Raw genomic sequence first — 26,650 nt, forward strand, 5'->3', positions numbered from 1 at the left:
GCTGAGTTCCCATCGCCCCCCGCTTCTCGCCCTCAGCCTTCGACCGGGCCCTCGAGCGGCACCAGGCGGCCGATCCGCGCGGCCGGGCGCGCGGATCGTGAGGTGCTCGGCGATGTCCTCACCTCGTCTCCCAGAAGCATGCCTCCGAGGATGGCACCGATGGGCACGCCGCCGTCGCGGAATGGGAGTCGCGCGACAAGATTTCCGGCCCTCGCCGTCCGGAGTGGGCCCGGGTCGGCCTTCGAAGGTGCGGTGGCGGGGTCAGGCGAGCGTGAACCGCAGCGTGCGCACCTCGAACGGGCTCAGTGCCAGCGCAGCGGTGCCGCCGTCGAGCTCGACGGCGTCCTGCTGGAGATCGTCCTCGATGAGGTTCACGGTGCGGGCCCGGGAGACCGGCGCGTCGACCGTCACCGAGCCCTTGGCGCGCCGGCCGAGCCCCTCGTACACCCGGACGACGAGGTCACCGGACCGGTCGTCGGCGAGCTTGACCCCGGAGACGACGACGCCCTCGCCGGACGCGGTGACAAGCGGGTCGAACCCGTGGTCGCCGCGCACGGTGCGCTCGGGCAGGTTCATCGCGATGCCGGCCTCCGTCGCCTCGGCCACGTCCGCCCCGACGACGAGCCCGTAGACGTGGGTCTGCGCGCCCTGGTCGGTCTCCGGGTCGGGGAAGCGCGGCGCGCGCAGCAGCGACAGCCGCAGCGTGGTGGTCACCTGTGGGGCGGCACCGTCGTCGCCGACCGTGCGAGTCACGTCGTAGCCGTACACCGAGTCGTTGACCAGGGCGGCGCCGAAGCCGGGCTCCTCGGCCAGGACGAACCGGTGCATGGACGTCTCGAACTTCGCGGCCTCCCAGCTGGTGTTCGTGTGGGTGACCCGCTTGTGGTAGCCGAACTGGGTCTCGGCGGCCGTGTGCTCGGCGCGCACGTCGAGCGGGAAGGCGACCTTGAGGAACTTCTCCGTCTCGTGCCAGTCGGTGGTCTGGGCGAACCGCAGGGTTCGGCTGCCCGGCTCGAGGGAGATGACCTGCCGGACGGAGGAGCCGCCGAAGGTGCGCTCGACGGTGACGGCGGCGGCGCCGTCGTCCTGCTCCGCTGCGGAGATCGACGTGACGTCGCGCAGGTCGGTGACACTGTTCTGGTAGAACCGGTCGACGTCCCAGGCGTCCCACTTGTTCGGGAAGTCCTGGTGCAGCTGCAGGACCCCGGCCTCGCGTCCGGGCGCGACGGCGTCGCGCCCGGACGCCTTGTCGACGGCGGAGGTGACGTGGCCTTCCCGGGAGAGTGTCACGGTGACCAGGTCGTTCTCCAGCACGTATCCGGTGTCGGTCTCGTGCAGACCGGTCCGCTCCGCCGTCGGGAGGTCGCCGGCGACGGCGGCGCCGAGCGGCGGCACCCCGGCACGTGCCGCGGTGGCCGGATTGACGACGACGGAGCTGTCACCAGTACCGACGAGCGCCCCCAGCGCGCGGTCGATGACGGCCTCGGCGCCCGAGCGGATCTCCTCGTACGCGGCCGCCGCCTCGCGGTGCACCCACGCGATCGACGTGCCGGGCAGGATGTCGTGGAACTGGTGCAGCAGCACCCGCTGCCACAGCTCGTCCAGCTCGTCGTAGGGATAGGCGAAGGGCCGGTCCGCCGTGGAGCGCGCCGCGGCGGTCGCCGCCCACACCTCCGCCTCGATCAGCAGGTGCTCGCTGCGGCGGTTGCCCTGCTTGGTCTTGTGCTGTGAGGTCAGGGTCGCGCGGTGCAGCTCGAGGTAGAGCTCGCCGACCCACACCGGTGGCGTCTCCAGCTCGCGCCGGGCGCGGGCGAAGAACTCGTCGGGGTGCTCCCAGCGAACCTGCGCGCTGCCCTCGAGGTCGGCGAGACGCTTCGCCCTGCCGACCATCTCGCGGGTGGTGCCGCCTCCGCCGTCGCCGTGCCCGACCGGCGCGATGGAGCCGGTGGCGTGCCGCGACTCGCGGAACTGCCGGGAGGCCAGCGCGACCTCCTCGCCGGAGAGCTCGGAGTTGTACGTGTCCATCGGCGGGAAGTGGGTGAACACGCGGGAGCCGTCGATGCCCTCCCACTCGAAGGTGTGGTGCGGGAAGACGTTGACCTGGTTCCAGGAGATCTTCTGGGTGAAGAACCAGTCGAAACCGGAGCGCCGGATCAGCTGTGGCAGCGACGGGGAGTAGCCGAAGCTGTCCGGCAGCCACACGCCGTGGGAGCGGATCCCGAACTCGCGCTCGAAGAACCGCTGCCCCTGCGAGAACTGGCGGACCAGTGCCTCGCCGGCCGGCATGACGGTGTCGGACTCGACCCACATGCCGCCGAGCGGCAGGAAGCGTCCGGCGGCGACGGCCTCCTTGATCCGGGCGTACACCTCCGGGCGGTGCTCCTTGACCCAGGCGTACTGCTGGGCGGAGGACATGCCGTACACGAAATCCTCGGTGCCCTCGATGAGCTCGGCCATGGACGCCGTCGTCCTGGCCACCTTGCGGATGGTCTCCCGCAGCGGCCACAACCACGCGGAGTCGATGTGCGCGTGCCCGACGGCCGAGATGACGTGGGCGCTCGGCTCGGCCGGACTCGCGAGCACGTCGGCGAGCTGCGCGCGGGCGTCGGCGGCCGTCTCGGGGATGCGCTGGAGGTCGAGGACGTCGAGGGCATCGTCGAGCGCCTGCAGGATCCGCATCCGGCGTGGCCCGGCCGGCAGCTCGGCCTGCAGCTCGAGCAACACCTGGACGTCGAGCGCGAGGTCGTGGACCTCGCGCTCGAGAACGGCCAGGTCCAGCCGGCGCGTCTCGTACAGCTTGCGCGCCGAGGACGTCTGGATGTCACCCTGCTCCGTCGGCAGGAAGGGGTGGGCGTCGAGGATCACAGGGTTGGCAGCGCCCTCGACGTAGAGCTCGATCTCCTCGCCGCCGCTGGCGGACTGCGTGAGCGGCACGACCTGGTTGCGCGGGTTCACCGACTTCACCGGGCTGCCGTCGCCGCGGTAGACGAGGCCCTCGCACTGGAAGCCGGGCCGGTCCTTGTCGAACCCGAGGTCGATGACCGCCTCGACCTCGCGCCCCGCCCACTGCGCGGGGACGGTGCCACGCAACCGGAACCATGTCGTGGCCCAGGCGGCGCCCCACGGGGTGCCCACCTCGTACGGGGTGTAGTCCAGGGCGAGCCCCTCGGAGGGCGCGATGGGCTCGCCGGGCAGCTCGTGCCAGGAGACCTCGAGGGGCGCCGACTCGGAATGGATCGCGGGCCAGACCCGCTCGGTGAGTACCCGCCGGGCCCGTTCGGTGGTCAGGGAGACATCGTCGTGCATGAGAACCAAAGATCCGCTTCGTTCGACAGAGACGGCCGCGGACGAGCCTACGCGGGCCCCTGCACGCAGCGGTGTTCGCAGGCACATCGATTCGTCCGTCGGCTCTCGTACGCGCGGCGGTCACCGAGATTTCACCTGCAGATCTGGCGAGCCGACCTGTGCTGGGGTCATAGTTGACCCACGCGCACATCACCGGGGGAGAGCCATGAGCAGCACCGGCGAGGGCAAGTCTCGCTCCAGAGTCCTCATCGCCGTCCTTGTCGCCCTCGTGCTCGCGGCCGGGGGAGGAGCCGCCGCCGTCGCGCTCCAGCCCGAGGCGGCGCCGCGGGCCTACGCAGCCGTCGACAAGCCCGTGGTCACCGAGGACGTGCCCTACAAGGGTGACGACGCCTCCGCCGAGGCCGCCGAGTCGCTCGAGGATGTCATCGTCCCGGACGAGGTGCCCGAGGGCGAGACCTTCGCGACGATGCGGGTGCCCAGCTGGGGCGACGAGGAGTACCCCATCAGCGAGGGCATCACCGACCACGTGCTCGACAACCTCGGCCTCGGTCGGTTCCCGTCCAGCGAGATGCCCGGCGAGATGGGCAACTTCGCGATGGCCGGGCACCGCACCCTGCACTCCCGGCCGCTGTACCGCATCAACGAGCTCGAGGTCGGCGACGAGATCGTCGTGACGACCGACCAGGGCAAGTACACGTACGTGGTGAGCGAGTACGAGATCGTCACGCCCGATCAGGTGCGCGTCGTCGAGGAGGACCCGCACAACCCCGAAGGACCCGCCGTGGGCCGTCTGATGACCCTCGTCGCCTGCCACCCGCTCGGTTCGACGGCGCAGCGCTGGGTCACCTACGCCGAGCTGGAGGACTTCAAGGCGGCCTGACGCACACCTCGCTCGTCCGCGCGCCGAGCCCTTGCCGCCGGCTGGGGTCGCGTCGCGACCGCACCGGCAGCTGGCGGCGCCGACCGGTGCTCGGTCGCTACCCCGCCGCCTCGCCGGTGACTCGCCCCAGCTCCCGCACCGTCTCGACGGTGTCCGCCTCGGCCGGAGTCTTGTCGTCGCGGTAGCGCAGCACCCGCGCGAACCGCAGCGCCATCCCGCCCGGGTAACGCGTGGAGCGCTGCACGCCGTCGAACGCGATCTCGACGACCTGCTCGGGACGGACGTGGACCACGTGGCCGTCGCGGGTGGTCTCCAGCTCCAGGAACCGCTCGGTCTGCCACTGGAGCGTCTCGTCGGTCATCCCCTTGAACGTCTTTCCGAGCATCACGAAGCCGTCGCCGTCGCGTGCTCCGAGGTGGATGTTGGACAACCACCCCTGCCGCCGCCCGCTGCCCCACTCGACCGCGAGCACGACGAGGTCGAGCGTATGGCGCGGTTTGACCTTCACCCATGCGGAGCCGCGGCGGCCGGCGTCGTAGGGCGCGCCAAGGTCCTTCAGGACGAGCCCTTCGTGCCCGCCGGCGACGAGCTCGGTGAAGAAGTCCTGGACCTCCTGGGTTTCGCCGGTGACCCGGCGGAGCACCCGCGACTCCTCGGGCACCACCCGATCGAGTGCGGCGAACCGTTCGGCGGCCGGGGCGTCGATGAGGTCGGTCCCGTCGAGGTGCAGGACGTCGAAGAAGAACACCGTCAGCGGCACCTGCTCGCGCAGTGCGGCACCGTCGCGGCTCATCGTCCGTGAGCCCGTCTCCTGGAAGGGGCGCGGGCGTTCGTCGGCGTCGAGCGCGACGGCCTCACCGTCGAGCACGACGGCGTCGCTCGCCAGGCTCTGGGCCGCCTCGACGACCTCCGGGACGCGGTCGGTGATGTCGTCGAGGGAACGGGTGAAGACCGTCACTTCCCGGCCCTTGCGATGGACCTGCACCCGGATGCCGTCGATCTTGGCGTCCGCCGCGACCCGCTCGTCACCCAGCTTGTCCATCGCGGCCGCCACGTCCGGCGCCGAGGAGGCCAGCATCGGACGCACCGGCCGGCCCACCTGCAGCCGGAACGACTCCAGCTCCGCGGCGCCGCCGGACAGCGCCGCCCGGGCGATCGGCCCGGACAGGGCGCTGAACATGGCCGCGCGCCGGACAGCCTTCAGTGGCACGTCGGCCGCGGCGGCGATCGCGTCGAGCAGCAGCGAGTCCAGCGCACCCTGCCGCAGCTCGCCGAGGATCAGCGCGCGCAGGAACTGCTGCTCGTCCGCCGTCGCCGCCGAGAACAGCCGCCCGACGGCGGAGGCGCGGGCGGCGTGGGAACCCGCGCCGGCCAGCGCGCCGAGCTTCTCGAGCGAGGCGTCCACGTCCGTGGGCGTCAGGGCGGGGGAGCTGGCCGGCTCGGGAAGCTGGGCGAGGCTGCGCCAACCCAGGCCGGTCCGCCGCTGCCGCGGACGCCCGGAGAGGAAGGAGGCCACCACCTCGACCTCGGTCGGCTCGCCCGCGGCCGCCTCGCGCAGCGCCGCGGCGAGAAGCTCGCGCTTGCGCAGGCGGGAGCGGGTCGCCGCCAGTGCGGCGTGGGTCTCGACGAGATCGGCGAGGAGCACACGTCGATCCTGGCACGTGCCGCCGACGTGGGCGCGCGTGCCGCCGACGTGGGCGCGCGTGCCTACGCTGAACGGGTGCAGTCCACCGACCGGCCGGACGCCGAGCGCGCCTGGGCGCCCGACTGGCCGCTTCGGCCCGGACCGACCCTCGCGTCCCTGACCCACGGCCCTGCCGACCCCACCTCCCGTCGCGGCGCGGGTGTGTGGTGGCGGGCGCTGCGGACGCCCGACGGCCCGGCCACCCTGCGCCTCGACCTCGGCCAGGAGGTCCGGGCCAGCGCTTGGGGCGAGGGCGCGGACTGGGCGGTCGGTGCGGCACCCGCGCTGCTGGGCGCAGAGGACGACACGTCGGGGTTCGACGCCGATCGGCACCCGGCGGTCGCGGAGCTGGCCCGTCGTTTCCCGGATCTGCGGCTGCCCCGCACGGGGCTGATCATCGACTCCCTCGTGCCGGCGATCATCGAGCAGAAAGTCACCGGTTCCGAGGCCTTCGCCGGCTACCGGCGCCTGGTCCGCTTCTTCGGCGAACGCGCGCCGGGGCCGGGTGTCGACCTGAAGCTGTGGCTCCCGCCGGCACCCGCGACGATGGCCCGCATCCCGTCCTACGAGTGGCTCCGTCTCGGCATCACGCCCGCCCGCTGGCGGGCGGTGGTCGGTGCGGCGAAGGTGGCGCCCTCGCTCGAGCGGGCGGCCGCCGTCGAATCGGCGGAGGCCGACCGGCGGCTCCAGTCCTTGCCCGGGATCGGGACGTGGACGTCCGCAGAGGTGCGGATGCGCACACACGCGGACGCGGACGCGGTCAGCTTCGGTGACTACAACGTCGCCCGCGACGTCGGCTGGGCGCTGACCGGCCGCTACGACGTCGACGACGCCGGGCTGGCCGAGCTGCTCGAACCCTTCCGTCCCCACCGGTACCGCGTGCAGCGCCTCGTCGAGGTGGCGGGCATACGCCAGCCGCGCCGCGGGCCCCGGATGCCGACGCGCAGCCACCTGCCCACCGGCTGACGCCTCATCCGTCCACGCCCGCCGAGCAAGCTCTGACTCCCGACCGGGGCGGATGGCCGATCAGGGCTTGATCGGCACCGTGTGCGGGCTCAGAGGACGCGCCTCACAGGGCCACGTCGCCGCACAGGTGCACCCGGACGCCGAGGCGCTCGAAGAGCGCAGCCTTGGCCTCCAGGGCCTTGTCGGCCGTCTCGCCGTCGGGCGCGTAGACCATCTGCGCGTGGTTGGCCTTGTGCCGGCCCATGAACTGGTCGCGCGTGACACCGTGGAGCACGACGTGGGCGATGGGCCACTCGGGGTTCGTCGCCTCCTTGCGTCGGCGGGTCTCCTCCTCGGGCAGCTCGACGACGCTGCCGCGACCGATGTCGACGTGCAGCACGCCGTCCGCGATGTAGACGCGGGACCAGACGATCTCACCCGGACGGGAGACACCATTGATGGTGGCGCCGCCGGCGGGGAAGAAGACGTGGCCCTGGCGCCAGCCCTCGGCGCCGGCGTACCCGCCGATGAGGTGGGACGCCGGGACGGAGCCGGAGATCTCGTAGACCCAGACGTAGCGGCCGTCGTACTCCTCGCCCCAGCGCACGTCGTGCAGGGTGGTGGCGGGGTCGAGATCCATCGCGGTCCAGACGCGGTTGGTCACCAGCGCGTCGACGGCGACACCCTCGTCCACCTCGTTGAAGTGGGGGAGGGGCTTGCCCTCGTAGAGGACGCGGGAGCCGTCGCGGCTGGTCACCGGGGGTCGCTGAACGTTGTTGAGCAGTCCCTCGGGCAGGTCCGAGGCCGGGCAGATGTTCTTCAGGCCCTGCTGGTACTGGATGCCGACGGCGTCGAGGCCGAAGTCGTCGCTGATGCGCAGCGCCGCGATGTACATCTTGTACTGCCAGCGCAGCTGGTCCTCGGTCAGCTCCGTCGTCGGGTCGGAACCTAGGCGGAATGCCATGCCGGCGTCCGTGAGCCACCGGCCGATCGCGTCGGCCTCTTCGTCGCTGACGGTCTGCATCTGCGCCCAGAGCTCGGACTGCGAGAGCCGCTCCTTGTAGATGCCGAGCTGGTTGAGCAGCTCGTCGTCGAAGATGGCGTTGTACATGCCCATGCAGCCCTCGTCGAAGACGCCGATGATCGCCTTCTCGGTGAGCAGCTGGTCGGCCAGTGCCCGTCCGAGCTCCGTCTCCGCCGTCCCGGGGAGCTCCGGAAGGTCTCGGACGTGCGACTCGTCGTGGGTGATCTCGCCGGTCTCGAGCCAGCGCCGAAGGTTGTTGCCGAACCAGGCGTCGGTGCCGTCGACCGTCCAGAGGCTCGAGTACCGGATGCCGGCCTTGGTCAGCGAGCCGTTGAGGCCGAGCAGGCCCACGAGTCCCGGCCAGGCGGGCTCGAAGTTCGCGACGGTGAGAATCGGGCCGGTGTGGGAGCGCAGGCCCGCCAGGACGTGGTGGCTGTACTGCCAGTTCGCGATCGCGACGATCAGCGGCGCGTCGATCGGGAGGTCGCGGAACACCTCGAGGCCTATGCGCTGGTTCGAGATGAAGCCGTGGCCGGCGGCCGTGTCGGGCTCGAAGCCGCGCACGACGTCCCAGCCGGCCTCGCGGACCTGCTCGGTGACGAGCCGCTCGAGCTCGACCTGCAGGGGCCAGGCGGCGACGTTCGCCGACTCGCGCAAGTCGCCGCTGGTGATCAGGTAGGCGGTCCGGGGCGGTGCCGTTCGCGGTGCGACGGGCGTGGGCATGGCATATGGGTTCATCGGTTTCCTCGGATCTGCTGCTGGTAGTGGCCACGCATGCTTCCGAGCCAATCAGAAAACGATTACTGCCACAAGTGGCCCAACACTGCCGGGTCGACGGGGAACCGATGACCGGGATGGTCGCCGCAGCGTCGGGATGCCGGCTGAGCGCGGGCGCCGGTGAGCGCGCAGTGGCGTGGCGCGGCAGGATGTGGTCGTGGGAGAACTGCCGAAGGAGGTACGGGACCGGATCCGGGCCTCGGCACTGTGGCTCGTCACCGGTGTGCTGACGATCGGTGCTCTCCTGCTGCTGTACACGGTGTTCATCGGCTTCGACCGCTTGAGGGACGCGCCGGTCTCGCGCGTCGCGCCGATGGGCGAGGGCGGGACCGACCTGGTGGTCGAATACATCGGCGGTAGCGACGGCTGTGGTGATCCCTACCAGGTGGCGGTCGAGGAGCAGGACGGCGACGAGGTGGTTCTCCTCGCGGAGGTCATCGTCCGAGAGGCGACCCGTCACGACAAGGCATGCCCGGATGTCGGGGTCCGCATGATCGACACGGTGCGCCTGTCCGAGCCGCTCGGCGATCGCACGGTGCGCGACGCCTCGCGCCTCGACGCCGAGGTCGAGGTGGTCGAGAACGTGGCGGCGTTGGTGGGACAGGAGTAGCGCCGGACCGGCCCGGAGCCCGGCGCCGCGCTCGAGTCAGCGCGGCGTCTTCACCAGCTCGCTGTGCCGTGTGCTGGTGAGAAAGTCGTGGATCGTGTTCCGGCTCTTCGTCAGGCACGCGATGCGCTCGTCCAGCTCTGTGAGCTCCGTCGCCAGCTGCTCGGCGAGAGAGCGCGTGCACGTCTGAGCCAGCTCGGCGGAGCGAATGCCCTCGAGGTCGAGAATCGCCCGGACGAGCCGGGTCGGGACGCCGGAGCGCACGAGCGAGGCGACCCGCTGGACGCGTGCGACATCGTCTTCGATGTATTCGCGGTAACCGTTCTCGGCACGCCCCGCCGTGATGAGGCCTTGTTGCTCGTAGTAGCGCAGCAGCCGCGGGGCAACGCCGGTTCGCCGGGACAGCTCGCCGATCTTCATCGAGACCTCCTCGACCCAGGCCTTGACATTGACATCAGTGTCAAACTCTAGCGTCTCCGGTATGGAACAGACATCACACTCTCGCGGGGGCCAGGCTCCCGCCTTCGACGCGCCACCGGCCGGCTCGCACGCGCCCGCAGCCCTGCCCTGGAGCGGCCTGCTGACGCTCACCCTGGCGGTGTTCGTCGTGGTCAGCGGCGAGATGATGCCGACCGCGGTGCTGCCGGTGCTCGCGGCCGACCTCGACGTCTCGGTGGCGCAGGCCGGACTGCTCGTCTCGGCCTGGGCAGCGACCGTCGTGGTCGCGAGCTTCCCACTGGCACGGCTGACCGCCCGGTTCGACCGGTCCACGGTGATCGCCGTCGCACTTGTGGTCTTCTCCGGCGCGACCCTGGCGACGGCCTGGGCCGGCACGTACGGCCTGGCCATGGGGTCACGCCTCGTCGCGGCGGCCGCGACCGGGCTCCTGTGGTCCACGGTCAACACGTACGCCGCGTCCATCGTCCCCGAGCATCGGATCGCGCGTGCGACGGCGATCGTGCTCTTCGGTGGCACGCTGGGCACTGTCGCAGCGGTTCCCGCCGGGAACGCCGCGGCGGCCCTGTGGGGATGGCGCGTGCCGTTCGTCGTGCTGGCCCTGCTAGGGCTCGCTACGGCGCTCGCCGTCCACGTCGTTCTCCGGCGTACCCGGGTGGTCGACGTGTCGGCCCCGGGCACGCCCGGGACCGGCAGCACCGTCGTCGCCCCGCGCCGACAGCTGCGGCCGGTGTTCGTGATCGGCGCCCTGGGTGGGCTGATCCTGGTGGCGCACTTCGCGGCTTTCACCTTCGTTGCCGAGCTGGTGTTGCCGAGTGCGGTACCGACGCCGGCCCTGCTGCTCGTCTTCGGTCTCGTGAGCGCGTCGGGTGTCGTCCTCGTCGGTGCCACCAGCGATCGCTTCCCCAGCGGGACGCCGGTCGTGATGGCAGCGGTCGTTGCCGTGAGCCTGATCGGCCTTGTCCTGCTCGGGCGGCACGGCGGCGTGGACATCGGTCTCGTGGTGCTGTGGGGTGTGGCGACCGGAGCGGTCGGTCCGGCGGTGCAAGTGGCGATGATGCGGGCCGCCGGGCCCGAGCACCGGTCGACCGCCGGCACCCTGATGCCCGTGGCGATGAACCTCGGGATCGCCGTCGGCGCGGCGCTCGGCAGCGGGGTGGTGGACCGGTGGTCGGTCGAGGTGCTGCCCGTGGTCGCCGCCGTTCCCGCGGTCTTCGCCACGGTCGGCTTCCTCGCCGTCGCGCGCGCCACTCGGCTGTCACGGGCGCCAGGGCCGATACTTGGGCCCACCGCCACCCATGAGCCCTGACTGGAGGACCTATGCCGGGCCTGACACTGCTCGCGACCGGAGGGACCATCGCGGCACGAAGCCGCGACGGTGTCCGCAACACCTCGGACGGTGTGCCGGGCGCGGACGTGCTCGACAGGGCCAGGGCCGTGTGGGGCTTCGAAGGCGAGGTCGACGTCCGGGATGTGGCGGGCGTGGGCTCTTCGGCGCTGACCGTGCCCGACGTGCTCGCCCTGGTCGAGGCCGCGCGTGCGGCTCTGACTCGTTCCGACGGGGTCGTGATCACGCACGGGACCGACACGATGGAGGAGACGGCGTTCCTGCTCTCGCTCGCACTCGGTCCCGCGCCCGTGGCGGTCACCGGCTCGCAGCGCGCGTTCGACGACTCCGCCCCGGACGGTCCACGCAACCTTGCCGCAGCGCTCGCCTGGGCGTCCGACCGCGCCGCGGCGGACGCGGGTGTCACCGTCGTGTTCGCCGACCTCGTGCTCCCCGCGATCGGTGTCCACAAGTCCGCAACCCTCGCCCCTGAGGCTTTCACGGCGCCGGGCCGCGGCCCGATCGGTCATGTGGACGAGAGCGGCGTGCGCCGCCATGCCGTGCCGCCGGTGCCGGGCCCACTGCTGGAGCCGGGCACGACGGACCTTCCACGCGTGGCTCTCGTGCCGCAGTATCTCGGCGCGGACGAGGCCGAGATCGACGCGGCGGTGGCGTCCGGGGCACAGGGCCTGGTCGTCGCCACCTTCGGTTCGGGCAACACGACGCCCGCGGTGACGTCGGCGCTCGTTCGACTGCTCGACCGGGGTTTCCCGGTGGTGATGTCCTCGCGCACCGGCTCGGGCGCCGTGTCGGGGCTGTACACCGGGGGAGGAGCCGATCTGATCGCCGCTGGTGCGGTCCCGGCCGGCGACCTGTCTCCGTGGCAGGCGAGGTTGCTGCTCGCGGCAGCCCTGGCCCCGGACCGGTCCGATCACGACTGGGCAACCCGGATGCGCCGTTGGCTAGCCGACGCCGGTGCCGGCCCGCGGTCGTAGCGGGCGGCTCGAGACGCTAGGACCCGGAGGCCGCTGCCTGAACCGCTCCCGGAAACCCGGGGCGACTCCTCGTTGCGCCGGGGCGACGTCCTCGTTGCGAACGAGGGCCGTCAGAGTGGTGCGAGCCGAGCCTTGAGTAGACAGAACTCATTGCCTTCGGGGTCGGCCAGGACGTGCCACTGCTCCTCTCCTGTCTGCCCGACGTCGGCCGGGCGCGCACCAAGGTTCAGAAGGCGTTCGAGCTCGGCGTTCTGATCGCGGTCTGTGGCGTTGACGTCGATGTGCAGCCGCAGCGTCCCGTTCTTCGGCTCGTCGTTGCGGCTGAGGACGATCGTCGGCTGAGGGCCCCCGAATCCTTCGCGCGGCCCGATCTCCACCGAACCGTCGTCCTCGCGATCGAGCACGATGAAGTCCAGAACCTCGCACCAGAACCGCGCCAGCGCCTCTGGATCGTGGCAATCGAGCACAAGCTCACTGATTCGACAAGCCATTGAAGCAACCTACTTTCAGTGTGAGACCTGCTGGGCCGTGGATCTCGGGGGCCCCGGCGGTGCGGACATTCTCGCGAACGTATCGATCGAGACGAGCAGAAGCGAGATGATTTCAGGCGCGTTGCCGGGTCGGCCCGCCACGGCTGGGGGAGACGAACCTGGGGCAGGCCGAGGACTCGCGTTCCGGCGCGGGAACCGTTCGGCGTCTTCGGCCCTGAGGCGTTCGGTGACCCAGGAGACTGGCCTACTGGCACAGTCGGTCGAGCGGCCGTAGCTCACGCCCATGGGAACCTTGGCCCGTGAATGATGCGCTCGACGCACCCCCGTCGCGGAGCCACCGTGGTGACGTAGCCGATGGTTCGTCACTGCCGACGCCAGATCCTGAGCTGTGCGCGGCGCTGGCCGCGGACCTTCGCGCGTCCGGTTTCCGCTCCGACGCCCTGCGGGAGGCATGGGGCGAGGCGGCCGACGACGCGATCGGCCGAGGCCTGCGCAGACCCGCCGAACGCGCGCTCGGCGAGCGCACCGACGCGCTGGCCACGCTCGGCCGGCAGCTCGCCCTCGGTGTCCCGCAGCCGGTCGACGCGGTCGACGACGCGCTGCCGCGGCTCGGTGCGCGCGGCCTGGCTGGGTTGGGCCTCGCGAAGGTCGACCGCGATCTTGTCGTCCCGCTCGCCCTGGTGCGCCCGCAGTCGTTCGCGGACGGGTCCGGCGACGGCGAGTGGTGGATCGCGAGCGACCTCGACGAAGCGGCACTTGGCGACGCTCTGCCCGCCGACCACGTGGTCGGCGCAGGAGGAGCCTCCCTGACGCTCGCCGGCCTGCAGCTGCCCACACCCGCGCGCCGCGTGCTCGATCTGGGCACCGGGTGCGGCATCCAAGCACTCCGCGCCCGACGTGACGGCGACGCGGTCGTCGCGACCGATGTCTCGCGTCGCGCCCTGCGGTACGCCGACCTCAACGCGCTCCTCAACGACGTCGAGGGCATCGGCACTCGTCACGGGAGTCTGTTCGAACCGGTCGCGGGGGAGACGTTCGACCGCATCGTCTCCAACCCGCCGTTCGTCATCACACCGCGGGCCGACGGCGTACCCGCCTACGAGTACCGCGACGCCGGTCTCATGGGTGACGCGCTCGTCGAGGCGGTCGTCACGGGCGTCGGCACACATCTCGAACCGGGAGGCGTCGCCCAGCTGCTCGGTAACTGGGAGTCGCGGGAGGGCCACGACGGTCTCGACAGGGTTCGTGAGTGGGTCGAGTCGTCGCCCGTGCCCCTCGACGCGTGGGTCGTCGAGCGTGAGCAGCTCAACCCGATCGAGTACGCCGAGCTGTGGATCCGCGACGGCGGGACGCGGCCCGGCACGCCACGTCACGCCGAGATGCTGGAGGCCTGGCTGGACGACTTCGCCGACCGGGGCGTGACCGCCGTCGGGCTCGGGTACGTGCTCCTCCGGCGGGCCGACGGCGGACCCACCTTGTCGCGGTACGAGCGACTCCCGCAGCCGCTCGGCACCCAGAGCGCGCTCGGCACGGGTCTCGCCGCCGCGCTCGCCGCCCACGACCGGCTCACGACGATGGACGACGACGCGCTTGCCGACGCCGTACTCACGGTCGCGCGGGACGTGACCGAGGCCCGCCACCACATGCCCGGTACGCCGGAGCCGAGCGTCATCGAGCTCCGCCAGGGTGGCGGCTTCGCGCGGACCGTCACGGCCGACCCCTCGCTCGCGGCACTGGTGGGCGCGTGCGACGGCGAGCTCGCCGTCGGGCAGCTCACCGTTGCGATCGCCGCGCTGCTCGACGTCGACGCTGCCGAGCTCCGAGAGTCGTTGCTGCCCCAGGTTCGCCGCCTGCTGATCGACGGATTCCTGGCCTTCGCCGACGATGCTCCTTCTGCCTGACAGGACGCGCCGCGTATCTTCGGGCCATGAGTGACCATGAGCCTGCGTGGGAATTCGTGCAGGCTCCGCCCCGCAGCGCGCCCGGCGCCAGCTCGATGGTGGGGTACCGGGCGCATGCGCTGCCCGACGCCCTTCACCGCGGGCTTCCCTCGTCCCGGCTGACCTTCATCGTCGCGCTCGACGACGGAGTCGAAGCCGCGGCGACCGAGCCCGCCCTCGCGTCGGTGCACCCGGCCCCGATCATCCTGGGCGGCCTGCACACGACGGCGAGTTATGTCCACCAGCGTCCGGCGCAGGCGGGTGTCCAGCTGGCGATGCATCCGCTCGCCGCCCGCGCGGTCTTCGGCATCCGGGCCGCCGAGCTCAGTGTCACCGAATTCGACGGCACGTCGTTCCTCGGCCGCTGGGGGACCCGGCTCCACGAGCGGCTCACCGACGCGCAGGACCTGCGTCAGGCGTTCCGGCTGGTCGCCGACGAGCTCGTCCGGCGCTACGACCCGGACGTGCGTGATCGGCTCCGGCCGGAGGTCGCTCATGCCTGGCACCTGCTCGAACGCAGCCGCGGCACGCTGCCGGTCGCTTCAGTCGCTCGGACCGTGGGCCTGACACCCCGCCACCTCGGCACGCTGTTCCACCGCGAGCTCGGTCGGTCGCCCAAAGCCGTCGCCGGTCTGATGCGTTTCGAACACGCCACCAAGCGGATCGCCAACCAGATTCGCACGCACGGACACGCAGACCTCGCCGGGGTTGCGGCCGACACCGGCTTCAGCGACCAGGCGCATCTGAGCCGAGAATTCGCACGTTACGCCGGGATCTCCCCGCTCGGCTGGGTCGCGGAGGAGTTCCGGAACCTTGAAGACGGTGGCCACCGCGCGGCGTCAGGGTGGGCCCATGAGTGAACCGACGACGCGCCGGAAGGCCCAGAACCCCACCGTGTACCTCGCCCTGCAGGCGACCGATGCGCCCGCACTGACCGACTACCACGTCAACACGTTCGGCTTCGTCGTGGCGGCCCGCTACGAGGACGACGGTGTGGTCCAGCACGCGCAGCTCGCGTGACCGGAGCGGGCGGCCTCATGCTCGGGACGTACCGTCCGGGCGGGCAGTGGATGCGGGAACCGGGGACGGCCGGCGGCTACATCGTGACTCGTGATGTCGACAGCCTCTACGAGCGTGTCGTCAGCCGCGCCGCCGACATCGTGCGGCCGCTCGCCGTGACCGACTACAGCAGCCGGGAGTTCGTCGTACGCGACCCAGAAGGCAACCTGTGGTCCTTCGGGACCTACCCGGGAGAGCCTCCGCTGCCGACGACCTGAAGTGCGTTCGAGATTGGACCGCCCAGCTGCGATCCGCATCGTGCCATAGGCGAAGCGTCACGCTCGCTCGGTACAGGCCCGCTCCGCGACCGGGCGGGTTCGGCGCGGTCTTCGCCGGGAAACGTGGCGACTTCATCCATTGCTCGCCGGCGCGCGACCCTGTCGAACTCACCGGAAAGTCCTGGTGAACAGAAGGGCCCGACATCCCGGTGAGCAAGGGTTGCATTGCGGCGTGAGCTGGTGTATGGCGGACGCCGATGATTGAGCGTTTATCCCATATGCCGAGAAGGAAGGTAACGGTTCGGTAACGACGGCCGGATCTCCTCGGCCATCGAGTAAGGTCGCAGAGTCGTTTCAGCGCGACTCAAAAGACCCGACGACGCCTGTTTTCGGATGGGTGCGGGCATGCGAATCGGATGGGCAGCAGGGGGGTCATCCGGCCTCGCATAATTCTTATTGGGGGAAGTGCGTGAGAATTCTTTCAGAATGGCGCAGCCGTCTGGCTGCAGGAATTGCAGTGGGGGCGGTGGGTGCTCTCGCTGCCGCAGGCGCGATGGCCCCGGCGGCCGCGCTACCGTCCGACCGGGCCGAGGCTGAGGGCAGGGTCCTCAGTGGCGGCGGAACGGTCAACCTCGACGACGTCGTCGAGCTCGCGCCGGCGTACAACGCCGACCCGAGCGCTGCCGGAACGTCGAACAGCCCGCTCGAGGTCAGCGTCATCGAGGCGCTGAACATCGAGCTCGGCGAAGGCATCGAGCTCTTCGGTCTGAACGGCGTCATCGGAGTCGGCGCACTGGGTCAGTACTCCAGCGCCGAGAGCGGCGAGATCCCGTTCGCCTCGTCGGGCGCCATCACCTCCGAAGGCGCAATTGACATTGGCGCCCCCGAGGACCCGACCGAGAACGCCTACGTCGATCTCGGTCCGATTCTCGCCGAGTCACCCGACGCCAGCGCAGTCATCAGCGATCTCCGGCTCGACCTTGGTGCTCTCTCCGCGTCGGCGACCTACGACGAAGACGGTAACCCCGTCGGCGACTACCAGATCTCCGACGGCACGCTCGTCTTCACCAGCCCGGCGGTCGGCGACCTGAGCGGTACGCTCCTGGGCACGCTTGAAGGCGCCTCTGGCCTTGTCAACGACATTGACGGTGAGGCGGGTGTGGTCAACGGCACCGTCGACCCGCTCCTTGGTGACCTCGAAACTACGATCAACGACGTCCTCAGTCTGGGTGGCGTTTCTCTCGGTAGCGTCGACGAGCTCGGTGTCGATGCAACCCTGGACGTCGACCTCGAGGCCGCACTCGACCCTGTGCTCGGCCAGCCCCTCACCAGCGAAGACGGCGCGGTCACGATCGACCTCAGCACGGGAGAGGTAAGCCTCGACCTGGCCAACCTTCTCGGCGTGGCGACGCTGAACGATCTTCCCGTCAACACCGACCTCCTGAGCTCGGCAGTCCTCCAGACTGCCGTCGATGGCGCTGTTGAGGAGATCCTCAACGAGCTTGAGGCCGACGTGGTCCAGGCCGTGAGCGACGCGCTTACGGCGGCCGAGCTCACGGTCGACATCACTGGCGACGTGAATCTGGCTGGCGGCCTCGATGTCGGTGGCGTCCACGTCAACATCGACGGAACGCTCGCCGAGTTCGTCGGCGCGGAGGGTTCAGACGACCCGACGGTCGACCTCGACGGCACCAATGTCGCTAATCTGGATATCGGAGACTTGATCAACCCGGTCACCAATGCCGTTGTCGGCAACATCCTCCCGCTGCTCGAGGAGGCAATCAGTCCGGTGATCGCTGACGCCGCTCTCGGTGATCTCGTCGGTCCGCTGGTGGAGGACGTCGTGACCGCCTTGGATCCGGTTCTCGACGTGGTCAACGAGGCGCTCTCGGTGACGGTGAACGTCCAGGAGACTCCCGGCAACTTCACGACTGCGGACGCTCAGGACGAAGGCTCCTTCACCCAGCGCGCTGTCGCCATCGCGCTGCTGCCGGGACCCTCGGGGTCGGCGGCGGATGTGAATCTCGCCTCGGCGACGGTGCGTCTGGACCCGGACGATAGCGACCCGGACGCTGACGCTGACGCGACTGCTGACGTGGACGCGACTGCTGACGTGGACGCGACTGCCGATGTGGACGCGACTGCCGATGTGGACGCGACTGCCGATGTGGACGCGACTGCCGATGTGGACGCGACTGCCGATGTGGACGCGACTGCCGATGTGGACGCGACTGCCGATGTGGACGCGACTGCTGACGTGGACGCGACTGCTGACGTGGACGCGACTGCTGACGTGGACGCGACTGCCGATGTGGACGCGACTGCCGATGTGGACGCGACTGCCGATGTGGACGCGACTGCCGATGTGGACGCGACTGCCGATGTGGACGCGACTGCTGACGTGGACGCGACTGCTGACGTGGACGCGACTGCTGACGTGGACGCGACTGCTGACGTGGACGCGACTGCTGACGTGGACGCGACTGCTGACGTGGACGCGACTGCTGACGTGGACGCGACTGCTGACGTGGACACGGACGCCAACGCCAACGCTGCGGCGGCGGCTGCGGCTTCGGCCAACGCAGACGACGACAGCAACGCTGCGGCCCAGGCCGCTGCTCAGGCTGCGGCGAACGCTGACGCCTCCACGACGGCTTCGGCCGCCTCGGACGTCGACGCGACTGCGGCTGCTCAGGCTGCGGCGAACGAGGACGCCTCTTCGGACGCCACGGCTGACGTGACTGCTGACGCCAATGCCTCGTCTGCGGCCGCTGCTCAGGCTGCTGCCAACGCTGACGCCAGCGACGACACCAACGCTGACGCCACGGCTGCTGCCGACGGCAACGCGGCTGCTGCGGCTTCGGCTGCGTCGACCGCTGACTCGTCGACGACCGCCTCGGCCGATGCTGCTGGTGACGACGACGGCGCCGACGGGCTCACGGCAAGGGTTGAGCACGAGCGCATCGTCCGTGGCACCGGTGTCGAGCAGGAGGTCTACGGGACCGGGTTCGCCGCTGGCGAGTCGGTCACCGCGACCGTCAACTCGACGCCGTTCGACCTCGAAGCCACCGCTGACGAGTCCGGGAACGTCACGTTCCAGTTCGCCGTCGACAGCGACTTCGAGCTCGGCGACCACTACGTTGTCCTCGTCGGAGAAGAGTCCGGGCAGGTTTCGGACGAGAACTCCGACACGGATTTCGTGGTTGTGGATGCGGGCGACGCCACGGCCGACGACGACGCCTCGGACGACGCCGACGCTAACGGTGTCGGGCAGCTGCCCGACACCGGCGCCGGCTCGAGCACCGGGCTCGCGCTCGTTGCCGGTCTGCTGCTCCTCGCCGGCGGCGCGCTGCTCATGACGCAGCGCATGCGCAGCAGGAAGAACATGACGAGCTGAGTTTCTCGTCAGCTAGATGAACCGGGGTTCGGTTCCGCGATCCACGAGATCACGGAGCCGGACCTCGGTTCACTTGAGCGTCGGAGTGACGCGGAGAAAGAAAAAAGGAATCGACCATGTCGGAATCCACGACATCGACCACAAATCTGCCACCCGGATCGACATTCCTCAGACGCACCGTGCTCGTCGTGGTGTCGGTCTTCGCGGCATGGCAGATATTCGCCACGTTCCTGTGGATCGCCCCTGCCTCGGGCCTGCGGCAGATCGTCCCCGGAAACCTGCTGCACGAATACATGATTCCCATGCAGGGGCAGAGCTGGAGCGTCTTCGCCCCGGAGCCGATCAACGGCGAGTACCGCCTCCAGGTGCGCGCCGAGGTCACCGAGGGCGGGGTGACGCGCACGACCGACTGGGTGGATGCCACGGCCGCCGAGCTGTCCATGCTGACGCACAACCTGACCCCGCCTCGCGCCGGCGTCCAAGCGAGCGGCGTCGCGTCCGACTTCAAGGGCGCCTTCGACTCGCTCAGCGAGGAGCAGCAGGAGGTCGCCGCACTCGGGTTCTACGAAGGTCATGACTGGCGAGACCGGCTCGAGGACGGGCTCGATGCGCACGGGAACCAGGCCGCGGTGGAGGACTACATGGCGGCGGAACGCGTCGCCACCGCCTACGCCACCCAGGTGGCCTACGCGATGTGGGGCGAGAACGTCGACCACATCCAGTTCATCGCCAGCCGGCAGAACGTCGTGCCGTTCGGCGAGCGCAACGACCCGGACGCCGAACGGCCGCCGGTGCAGTCGGCGCCGCTGGGATGGCGGGGGCTCATCGAAGAGCCGGGCCAGTCGCGGGAGAACTTCGCCCGGACCTTCCGCGCCGCGGTAGAGGCGTCGGGCCAGTGAGCGGCGCCGACCTGCGCGGTGCTGCCGCGGGATACGGGCGGGCAGCGGCAGGGTTCACCTCCGCCCTGGTCCGTGACCTTGCCGGGGGAGCGAAGAACGGCCTGGTCGCGGGCGGGCGGTTCGTCGAGAACTGGCTGCTCGGTTCGAAACACGCGCTGTACGGCCTGGCCGTCACGCGCATCCTCCTGGCGCTGACCGGCATGGGCCTGCTGATCAGCAACTACAGCACCCGGCTGTACACCTTCGGCAGCGGCTCCGCCTGGAACGGCGAGGCAGCTCAGCCGCTCAGCGACTTCCCACAGATCTGGATCTTCAGCCTCTTCCACCGCCTCGCGCTCAACGACCTCGCCTTCACGCTGGCCTACCTGTCCCTGTTCGGGCTCGCGGTCCTCCTGCTGCTCGGGTGGCGGACCAAGATCGTGCTGCCGGTCTATTTCGTCATGTGGGTCAGCTTCATCGAGATGAACGCCTCGGTGGGCGACCAGGGCGATAACATGTACCGGATCGTGCTGATGTCGCTGCTCTTCGCGGACACGGCAGCACGCTGGTCCTTCGACGCCGGTCGGCGGGCCGACTCCAGCACGCACACCGGCAGCTGGCTCCAGCGCAAGTGGCGCGGCGAGGCGTTGATGCCGCTGTGGCTGACGAACCTGTTCCACAACCTCGTGCTGGTCGTCGTCACCTGCCACGTGTCCTTCGTCTATGCGTCCGGCGCGCTCTACAAAGCCAGCGGTGCACCCTGGCAGCAGGGCTACGCCATCTACAACCCCTTGCAGACGCAGCGTTTCGGGACCTGGCCGGAGCTCAGCGATCTGCTCGGGACGTGGGCACCGGCGGTGGCGGCCGTGTCGTGGGCGTCCATCATCCTGCAGATGTTCTTCCCGATGATGCTGCTCCAGCGCTTCACGCGGGTGATCGCCCTGGTGGGCATCGGGGGCTTCCACGTCGGCATCGCGGTGCTGATGGGCCTTCCCTGGTTCTCGCTCGCGATGATCGCCATCGACGCCATCTTCATCCGCGACGTCACGTGGCGGGCCATGGCGAACCGCGTCCGAACGGGCTGGGACGCCGCCCGGGGTCAGGAGAGAGCCAGGGGCGCTCCCGACGAAACCGTCGACGACGAGGTGTCCCACGCCGATGCGGCGCCGGTCCGCACTAATGCGTGATCGACGTCGGCTCCTGGCGGCGTCGCCTCGCTCACTGCCCGCAGTAGGCTCGTTCCGTGGATCCGGTCTCGGCGCTCGAGCGCGTGGCGTACCTGCTGGAACGTGAGCTCGCGGAGACTCACCGCGTCAAGGCCTTCCGCAAGGCCGCCCGCCGGCTCGGAACCCTTCAGCCGACAGAGCTCGAGGACCACATTTCGGCCGGCACCCTGGCCACGCTGCCCGACGTCGGACCCCGCACCGCCGCCGTCGCCTCGGCTGCCGCCTCGGGCACCACGCCGCCGTACCTCGCCGAGATCGAGGACCGTGCGCAGTTCCCGCTCGTCGAGGGCGGGGAGACGGTCCGATCCTGGCTGCGCGGCGACCTGCACGCCCACTCGGACTGGTCCGACGGCGGAAGTCCCATCCGTGAGATGGCCGAGGTCGCCATAGCCGCAGGCCACTCGTACCTCGCCCTGACGGACCACTCGCCGCGCCTGACGGTCGCACGCGGGCTGAGCGCCGAACGGCTGCGCCAGCAGCTCGAGGCTGTCGCGAACCTCAACGCGGAGCTGGCGCCGTTCCACATTCTCACCGGCATCGAGGTCGACATCCTCGAGGACGGGACGCTCGACCAGGACGCGGACCTCCTGGCCGAGCTCGACGTCGTCGTCGCCAGCGTCCACTCCAAGCTGCGGATGGACGCCACCGCCATGACGCGACGCATGGTGACCGCGATCGCCGACCCGCACGTCGACGTGCTCGGCCACTGCACCGGCCGGCTCATCCTGGGCGGCCGCGGCACCCGCCCCGAGTCGCAGTTCGACGCCGAGATCGTCTTCGAGGCGTGTCGGCGCTTCGACGTGGCCGTCGAGGTCAACTCGCGGCCCGAGCGTCGTGACCCGCCGACACGGCTGCTCGATCTTGCGGACGAGATGGGCTGCCTGTTCGCCATCGACACTGACGCCCACGCGCCGGGCCAGCTCGACTTCCTCGACCACGGGTGCGAGCGCGTGCAGCGGCAGGGGATCGCGCGCGAACGCATCGTCAACGCACTCGGCCTGGACGACCTGCTCGCCTGGACCGCCACCCCCGCCAGCTGAGCCCTCACGCGGCCAGTTGGAGCCCTCACCCGGCCACCTGAGCCCTCCAGGCCGGCGCTAGACGCGCCGCCGGGAACATCCGCGCGTGCGTCGGTTTGACCGCCCGGCCGCGCGCACTTAGGTTCGCCAACAGGTAGTTAATCACTCATCGGCCTTCGGAGACGAGACATGTCCGCACCCGCCGCAAGCCACCCCGACGAGCCCGGTCCGCCGGCCGAGACGACGTCGCAGCACGCCGCCGGCGCCGCTGCCCCCACCGATACGGTCGGCCCCGCCGGCCTGAGCAGCGACCTCGCAGACCTCACCGACGACGCCGTCGCCGTGGCCGAGGCGTGGCTCGAGGCCACCGAGGCCGGCCAGGACAACGCCGAGCGCGCCACCTCCGAGCAGCTCGCCGCGCTGGTCAGCGACCCCGAGGGCCTCGACCTCGCCGTCCGCTTCGTCGACCGCGTCGCCCGACCCGAGGACGCTCGTGTCGCCGCCCGCGAGCTCGCCGGGATCTCCGCCGGCGCGGCCGGCTTCCTCGCCCCCACGGACCGCGCCCTGCTCGCCGTCGGCTCCAAGGCCGCCAGGCTCGCGCCCGGGCTCGTCGTCCCCCTGGCGCGCAAGCGCCTCCGCCAGCTCGTCGGCCACCTCGTCGTCGACTCCCACGACCCGGCCCTCGCCCAGCGTCTCGCGAAGGCCCGCGAGGACGGCTTCCGCCTCAACATCAACCTCCTCGGCGAGGCAGTGCTCGGCGAGGGCGAGGCCCAGTCCCGCGCCGAGCGCACCCTGGCCCTCCTCGAGCGCGACGACGTCGACTACGTCTCCATCAAGGTCTCCTCGCTCGTCTCCCAGATCTCGCCCTGGGACGAGGCCGGCACGGTGAACCGCGTCCTCGAGCGGCTCCGGCCGATCTACCGGGCCGCCAAGGCCCGCAGCCCGCACTCCTTCGTCAACATGGACATGGAGGAGTACCGCGACCTCGACCTGACGATCGAGGCCTTCACCACCTTGATGTCCGAGCCGGAGTTCCATGACCTCGAGGCCGGCGTCGTCCTCCAGGCCTACCTGCCGGACTCCAACCACGCCCTCGAGCGACTCGTCGCATTCGCCCAGGAGCGCGTCGCTGCCGGCCGGGCCGGCATCAAGATCCGGCTCGTCAAGGGCGCCAACCTGTCCATGGAGAACGTCGAGGCCGAGCTGCACGGCTGGAAGCAGGCCCCCTACACCACCAAAGCCGACGTCGACGCCAACTATCTGCGTCTCGTCGACCGCGCGCTGCGCCCCGAGCTGGCCGGCGCCGTGCGTCTCGGTGTCGCCTCCCACAACCTCTACGACGTCGCCGCGGCCCACCTTCTCGCGGAGCGTCGCGGCGTGGCCGCGGCCCTCGATGTCGAGATGCTCCAGGGCATGGCGCCCAGCCAGGCCCGCGCCGTGCGCGACACCGTCGGCACCGTCATCCTCTACACCCCGGTCGTGGCACCCGAGGACTTCGACGTCGCCGTCTCCTACCTCGTGCGCCGGCTCGAGGAGAACGCCCAGCCGCAGAACTTCGTGCACGCCCTCTTCGCCGGCGGGGAAAGCGCGATGAGCGGCCAGGAGATCCGCTTCCGCGCCTCCGTCCCCGCCATGTCCACGACGCCGGACCAGCCCCGCCGTAGCCCCGACCACGAGCCCGCGGGCGAGTCGTTCACCAACGCCACGGACTCCGACCCCGCATTGCCGAGCGTCCGGGACTGGGGCCACGACGTCGTGAACGCCGAGCCCGCCCCGCTCACCTCACGGGTCCTCGGCTCGAAGCAGGAGGTCGACGACGTCGTGCGGACCGGCCGCGACGCCCAGCCGGCCTGGGCCGCCCGCCCCGCCGCCGAGCGTGCCGCGATCCTGCGCCGCGCCGCCGACGAGCTCGAGGCCCGCCGCGGCGCCCTCATCACCCAGGCCGTCCACGAGGGCGGGAAGACGATCGACCAGTCCGACCCCGAGGTCTCCGAGGCCATCGACTTCGCCCGCTACTACGCGGACCGGGCACTCGAGCTGGAACCCCGCGCCTCCCTGCACACCGACGGCGCCTCCTTCACGTCGGATGTCCTCACCCTCGTCACCCCGCCGTGGAACTTCCCGATCGCCATCCCCATCGGCGGCGTGCTCGCCTCGCTCGCCGCCGGCTCCGCCGTCGTCATCAAGCCCGCGCCCCCGGTGCCCGGCTGCACCGAGATCGCCGTCGCGGCCCTGCACGCCGCCGGTGTCCCCGAGGAGATGCTGCAGGTGGTCCGGTGCGACGAGGGTGACGTCGGCAAGGCCCTCGTCGCCCACGACGGCGTCGATACGGTCATCCTGACCGGCGCCGCCGAGACCGCCGAGCTGTTCATCTCCTGGCGCACCGGCCGCGCCGGCGGCCCCCGCGTCTTCGGCGAGACCTCCGGCAAGAACGCGCTGGTCATCACCCCGGCGGCGGACTACGACCTCGCCGTCGCCGACCTCGTCAAGAGTGCCTTCGGCCACGCCGGGCAGAAGTGCTCCGCCGCGTCGCTGGGTATCCTCGTCGGCTCCGCCGGCACATCCGAGCGGCTGCGCCGCCAGCTGATCGACGCCGTCGCGTCCCTGCGGGTGGCGTGGCCGACCGACATCGGCGCCACCATGGGCCCGGTCATCGAGTCACCCGGCGACAAGCTGCGCCGCGCCCTGACGACGCTGGAGCCGGGGGAGACCTGGCTGGTCGAGCCGAAGCAGCTCGACGACACGGGCCGCCTATGGTCCCCGGGTCTCAAGGACGGCGTCAAGCCGGGCTCGTGGTTCCACCTCACCGAGGCCTTCGGGCCGGTCCTCGGCCTGATGTACGCGGACAGCCTGGACGAGGCCCTCGTGCTGCAGAACGCCGTCGCCTACGGCCTCACCGGCGGGCTGCACTCGCTCGACGAGAGCGAGATCGACACCTGGCTCGACCGCGTCGAGGCCGGCAACGCTTACGTCAACCGGCACATCACCGGCGCCATCGTCCGGCGGCAGTCCTTCGGCGGCTGGAAGGCCTCCTCGGTGGGGCCGGGCGCCAAGGCCGGCGGACCGAACTACGTCGCCCAGCTCGGCAGCTTCGCGCCCGACGGCGTACCCACGCACCAGGCCGACCTCGACCGGGTCACGCGCGCCGCCCTGGCGGACTACACCGGGCTGGTCACCTCCCAGGCCGACCGGTCGTGGCTGCGTGCCGCCGTCGGCTCCGACGCCGCCGCCTGGGACGCCGTCTTCGGCGTCGAGGCCGACGAGTCGGGCCTGTCGGTCGAGGCGAATGTCTTCCGGTACCGGCCCGTGCCGGTGACCGTGCGGACCGTGCCGGGTGCCGCCGTCGTCGAGCTGGTGCGGGTCCTCCTGGCCGCGGAGCTCGCCGGCAGCCCGGTGAGCCTGAGCCTGGACCCGGAGACGTCGGCGGCGCTCAAGGCGCTCTCGCCGTCGGGGGAGAACGCCCGCGCCGGGCTGCGCCGCCTGGGTGAGCTCGACACGCTCGCCGAGCCGACCGAGGACTTCGTCGAGCGGATCCGACGCCGGCCGGTCGACCGCGTCCGCGTCGTCGGCGTCGGCCTTGAGGCCGAGGAGATCGCCGACGCGCTGACCTCGCCGGCCGTCAGCGTCCTCGCCGGGCCCGTGCTGGCCACCGGCCGCCGGGAGATGCTCACCGTGCTGCGGGAGCAGGCCATCTCCCGGACGCTGCACCGCTTCGGGCATGTCCCGCCCGAGGACCAGGAGGACGACGAGGCGGTGCGCCGGCCATGAAGCTGACCCGCGCCACGCTCAAGGACCAGGCTCTCGCGGTGATTCGCGAGTCCATGGTCTCCGGCGAGATTCGGCCGGGGGAGACCTACAGCGCCGCGGGCATGGCGGCCAAGCTCGGCACCTCCAACGGGCCGGTGCGCGAGGCCATGCTCACCCTCGTCGAGCAGGGGATCATGCAGGTGGTGCCGAACGTCGGTTTCCAGATCACCCCGCTGACCGACGGCGACCTCGACGAGATCTACGAGCTGCGGCTCATGCTCGAGGTCCCGGCGATGCGCCGCCTGGCCGAGCGCGGCACGCACGGACGCGACGGCGAGGCGCGTACCCATGCGGAACGGTGCGCCCGTGCCGCGGCCGAGCACGACGTCAAGACCTTCATCGCCGCCGATCGCGACTTCCACCTCGCCCTGCTGGAGCTGGTGGGGAACAACCGGCTCGCGAAGTTCGTGGCGACCCTGCGTGACCAGACGCGTCTCTACGGGCTCAACCTCGCGGGAGCGGACCAGCTGCGCGCCTCGGCGGCCGAGCTCACCGCGCTGCTCGACGCCCTCCGAGCGGGGGACGCCGACCGTGCCGAGGAGATCATGACGGCGCACCTCGGGCAGGTGCGGGACGAATGGACGGTGTCCGACGACGCGAAGGTCGCCGGCTGA

At 70.9% G+C, this 26,650-nt stretch carries 19 protein-coding genes and 2 pseudogenes; 15 read left to right on the plus strand and 6 right to left on the minus strand.

Annotation, left to right across the window (positions count from 1 at the left end):
• Window positions 1–261 precede the first annotated feature (261 nt).
• Entirely contained in the window at window positions 262–3,306 is a 3,045-nt protein-coding gene (locus tag ABD907_RS18775) for an alpha-mannosidase (protein WP_345218387.1), read from the minus strand.
• A 205-nt stretch (window positions 3,307–3,511) separates the two neighbouring features.
• Between ABD907_RS18775 and ABD907_RS18780 the strand changes: the two genes are divergently transcribed.
• A complete protein-coding gene (locus tag ABD907_RS18780) occupies window positions 3,512–4,186 on the plus strand; it encodes a class E sortase (protein WP_345218390.1) in 675 nt (224 codons plus the stop codon).
• A gap of 97 nt (window positions 4,187–4,283) precedes the next feature.
• Here ABD907_RS18780 and ABD907_RS18785 read toward each other — a convergent pair whose 3' ends face one another.
• Window positions 4,284–5,831 (minus strand): ATP-dependent DNA ligase, encoded by a 1,548-nt coding sequence (locus tag ABD907_RS18785; RefSeq protein ID WP_345218391.1) that lies wholly within the window; start codon window positions 5,829–5,831, stop codon window positions 4,284–4,286.
• Here ABD907_RS18785 and ABD907_RS18790 point away from each other — a divergent pair.
• Window positions 5,802–6,836 (plus strand): DNA-3-methyladenine glycosylase family protein, encoded by a 1,035-nt coding sequence (locus ABD907_RS18790; protein WP_345218393.1) that lies wholly within the window; start codon window positions 5,802–5,804, stop codon window positions 6,834–6,836. The genes ABD907_RS18785 and ABD907_RS18790 overlap by 30 nt on opposite strands.
• 103 nt (window positions 6,837–6,939) lie before the next feature.
• On the opposite strand, the gene ABD907_RS18795 is transcribed toward ABD907_RS18790, so the two are convergent.
• Window positions 6,940–8,577 (minus strand): fucose isomerase, encoded by a 1,638-nt coding sequence (locus ABD907_RS18795; RefSeq protein WP_345218395.1) that lies wholly within the window; start codon window positions 8,575–8,577, stop codon window positions 6,940–6,942.
• Window positions 8,578–8,773: 196 nt separating this feature from the next.
• Here ABD907_RS18795 and ABD907_RS18800 point away from each other — a divergent pair, with 196 nt between their 5' ends.
• Entirely contained in the window at window positions 8,774–9,226 is a 453-nt protein-coding gene (locus ABD907_RS18800; protein ID WP_345218396.1) for a hypothetical protein, read from the plus strand.
• 36 nt (window positions 9,227–9,262) lie between these two features.
• Here the strand turns inward: ABD907_RS18800 and ABD907_RS18805 are convergent, their stop codons facing one another.
• Complete coding sequence (locus tag ABD907_RS18805; RefSeq protein WP_345218398.1) at window positions 9,263–9,643, minus strand: MerR family transcriptional regulator; 381 nt, start codon at window positions 9,641–9,643, stop codon at window positions 9,263–9,265.
• A gap of 61 nt (window positions 9,644–9,704) precedes the next feature.
• On the opposite strand from ABD907_RS18805, the gene ABD907_RS18810 reads away from it, so the two are divergent.
• Both ABD907_RS18810 and ABD907_RS18815 read left to right on the plus strand, forming a co-directional pair.
• Window positions 9,705–10,988 carry an MFS transporter gene (locus tag ABD907_RS18810; RefSeq protein WP_345218401.1) on the plus strand — a complete coding sequence of 428 codons (1,284 nt, stop codon included), beginning with the start codon at window positions 9,705–9,707 and terminating at the stop codon, window positions 10,986–10,988.
• Between the two features lie 11 nt (window positions 10,989–10,999).
• Entirely contained in the window at window positions 11,000–12,001 is a 1,002-nt protein-coding gene (locus tag ABD907_RS18815; protein WP_345218403.1) for an asparaginase, read from the plus strand.
• A 110-nt stretch (window positions 12,002–12,111) separates the two neighbouring features.
• Here ABD907_RS18815 and ABD907_RS18820 read toward each other — a convergent pair whose 3' ends face one another.
• The gene (locus tag ABD907_RS18820) at window positions 12,112–12,492 is read right to left on the minus strand and encodes a VOC family protein (protein ID WP_345218405.1); all 381 of its coding nucleotides are present in this window, start codon (window positions 12,490–12,492) and stop codon (window positions 12,112–12,114) included.
• Window positions 12,493–12,857: 365 nt separating this feature from the next.
• Between ABD907_RS18820 and ABD907_RS18825 the strand changes: the two genes are divergently transcribed.
• The 4 genes and pseudogenes from ABD907_RS18825 to ABD907_RS21170 form a co-directional block, all read left to right on the plus strand.
• A complete protein-coding gene (locus ABD907_RS18825; protein WP_345218912.1) occupies window positions 12,858–14,393 on the plus strand; it encodes a DUF7059 domain-containing protein in 1,536 nt (511 codons plus the stop codon).
• A 95-nt stretch (window positions 14,394–14,488) separates the two neighbouring features.
• The gene (locus ABD907_RS18830) at window positions 14,489–15,292 is read left to right on the plus strand and encodes an AraC family transcriptional regulator (RefSeq protein WP_486334139.1); all 804 of its coding nucleotides are present in this window, start codon (window positions 14,489–14,491) and stop codon (window positions 15,290–15,292) included.
• A pseudogene (locus ABD907_RS21310) lies at window positions 15,285–15,709 on the plus strand (VOC family protein). Before ABD907_RS18830 ends, ABD907_RS21310 begins: the two are co-directional and overlap by 8 nt.
• A 553-nt stretch (window positions 15,710–16,262) precedes the next feature.
• A pseudogene (locus ABD907_RS21170) lies at window positions 16,263–17,138 on the plus strand (choice-of-anchor G family protein); the annotation flags it as partial.
• Window positions 17,139–17,369: 231 nt separating this feature from the next.
• Here the strand turns inward: ABD907_RS21170 and ABD907_RS21175 are convergent.
• Window positions 17,370–18,845: a hypothetical protein gene (locus ABD907_RS21175; protein WP_425555801.1), complete on the minus strand. Its 1,476-nt coding sequence runs from the start codon at window positions 18,843–18,845 to the stop codon at window positions 17,370–17,372.
• Window positions 18,846–18,914: 69 nt separating this feature from the next.
• Here ABD907_RS21175 and ABD907_RS21180 point away from each other — a divergent pair, with 69 nt between their 5' ends.
• The 6 genes from ABD907_RS21180 (at window position 18,915) to ABD907_RS18870 (ending at window position 26,650) form a co-directional block, all read left to right on the plus strand.
• Window positions 18,915–19,106, plus strand: coding sequence for an LPXTG cell wall anchor domain-containing protein (locus ABD907_RS21180; protein ID WP_425555802.1), 192 nt, complete (start codon window positions 18,915–18,917; stop codon window positions 19,104–19,106).
• A gap of 116 nt (window positions 19,107–19,222) precedes the next feature.
• Window positions 19,223–20,005 carry a DUF5819 family protein gene (locus tag ABD907_RS18850; RefSeq protein WP_345218415.1) on the plus strand — a complete coding sequence of 261 codons (783 nt, stop codon included), beginning with the start codon at window positions 19,223–19,225 and terminating at the stop codon, window positions 20,003–20,005.
• Window positions 20,002–21,171 (plus strand): HTTM domain-containing protein, encoded by a 1,170-nt coding sequence (locus ABD907_RS18855; protein WP_345218416.1) that lies wholly within the window; start codon window positions 20,002–20,004, stop codon window positions 21,169–21,171. Before ABD907_RS18850 ends, ABD907_RS18855 begins: the two co-directional genes overlap by 4 nt.
• A gap of 56 nt (window positions 21,172–21,227) precedes the next feature.
• Complete coding sequence (locus ABD907_RS18860) at window positions 21,228–22,250, plus strand: PHP domain-containing protein (protein ID WP_345218418.1); 1,023 nt, start codon at window positions 21,228–21,230, stop codon at window positions 22,248–22,250.
• A gap of 168 nt (window positions 22,251–22,418) precedes the next feature.
• Entirely contained in the window at window positions 22,419–25,997 is a 3,579-nt protein-coding gene (locus tag ABD907_RS18865; protein WP_345218421.1) for a bifunctional proline dehydrogenase/L-glutamate gamma-semialdehyde dehydrogenase, read from the plus strand.
• The gene (locus tag ABD907_RS18870; RefSeq protein ID WP_345218423.1) at window positions 25,994–26,650 is read left to right on the plus strand and encodes a GntR family transcriptional regulator; all 657 of its coding nucleotides are present in this window, start codon (window positions 25,994–25,996) and stop codon (window positions 26,648–26,650) included. Before ABD907_RS18865 ends, ABD907_RS18870 begins: the two co-directional genes overlap by 4 nt.

Source organism: Georgenia halophila, assembly GCF_039541595.1.

Excerpts from the sequence above, each read along its gene's own strand:
- ABD907_RS18805 (WP_345218398.1), bottom strand. The coding sequence starts at position 9,643 with ATGAAGATCGGCGAGCTGTCCCGGCGAACCGGCGTTGCCCCGCGGCTG.
- ABD907_RS18795 (WP_345218395.1), bottom strand. The coding sequence starts at position 8,577 with ATGAACCCATATGCCATGCCCACGCCCGTCGCACCGCGAACGGCACCG.
- ABD907_RS18815 (WP_345218403.1), top strand. The coding sequence starts at position 11,000 with ATGCCGGGCCTGACACTGCTCGCGACCGGAGGGACCATCGCGGCACGA.
- ABD907_RS18865 (WP_345218421.1), top strand. The coding sequence starts at position 22,419 with ATGTCCGCACCCGCCGCAAGCCACCCCGACGAGCCCGGTCCGCCGGCC.
- ABD907_RS18780 (WP_345218390.1), top strand. The coding sequence starts at position 3,512 with ATGAGCAGCACCGGCGAGGGCAAGTCTCGCTCCAGAGTCCTCATCGCC.
- ABD907_RS18820 (WP_345218405.1), bottom strand. The coding sequence starts at position 12,492 with ATGGCTTGTCGAATCAGTGAGCTTGTGCTCGATTGCCACGATCCAGAG.
- ABD907_RS18870 (WP_345218423.1), top strand. The coding sequence starts at position 25,994 with ATGAAGCTGACCCGCGCCACGCTCAAGGACCAGGCTCTCGCGGTGATT.
- ABD907_RS18775 (WP_345218387.1), bottom strand. The coding sequence starts at position 3,306 with ATGCACGACGATGTCTCCCTGACCACCGAACGGGCCCGGCGGGTACTC.
- ABD907_RS18850 (WP_345218415.1), top strand. The coding sequence starts at position 19,223 with ATGTCGGAATCCACGACATCGACCACAAATCTGCCACCCGGATCGACA.
- ABD907_RS18830 (WP_486334139.1), top strand. The coding sequence starts at position 14,489 with ATGGTGGGGTACCGGGCGCATGCGCTGCCCGACGCCCTTCACCGCGGG.
- ABD907_RS18810 (WP_345218401.1), top strand. The coding sequence starts at position 9,705 with ATGGAACAGACATCACACTCTCGCGGGGGCCAGGCTCCCGCCTTCGAC.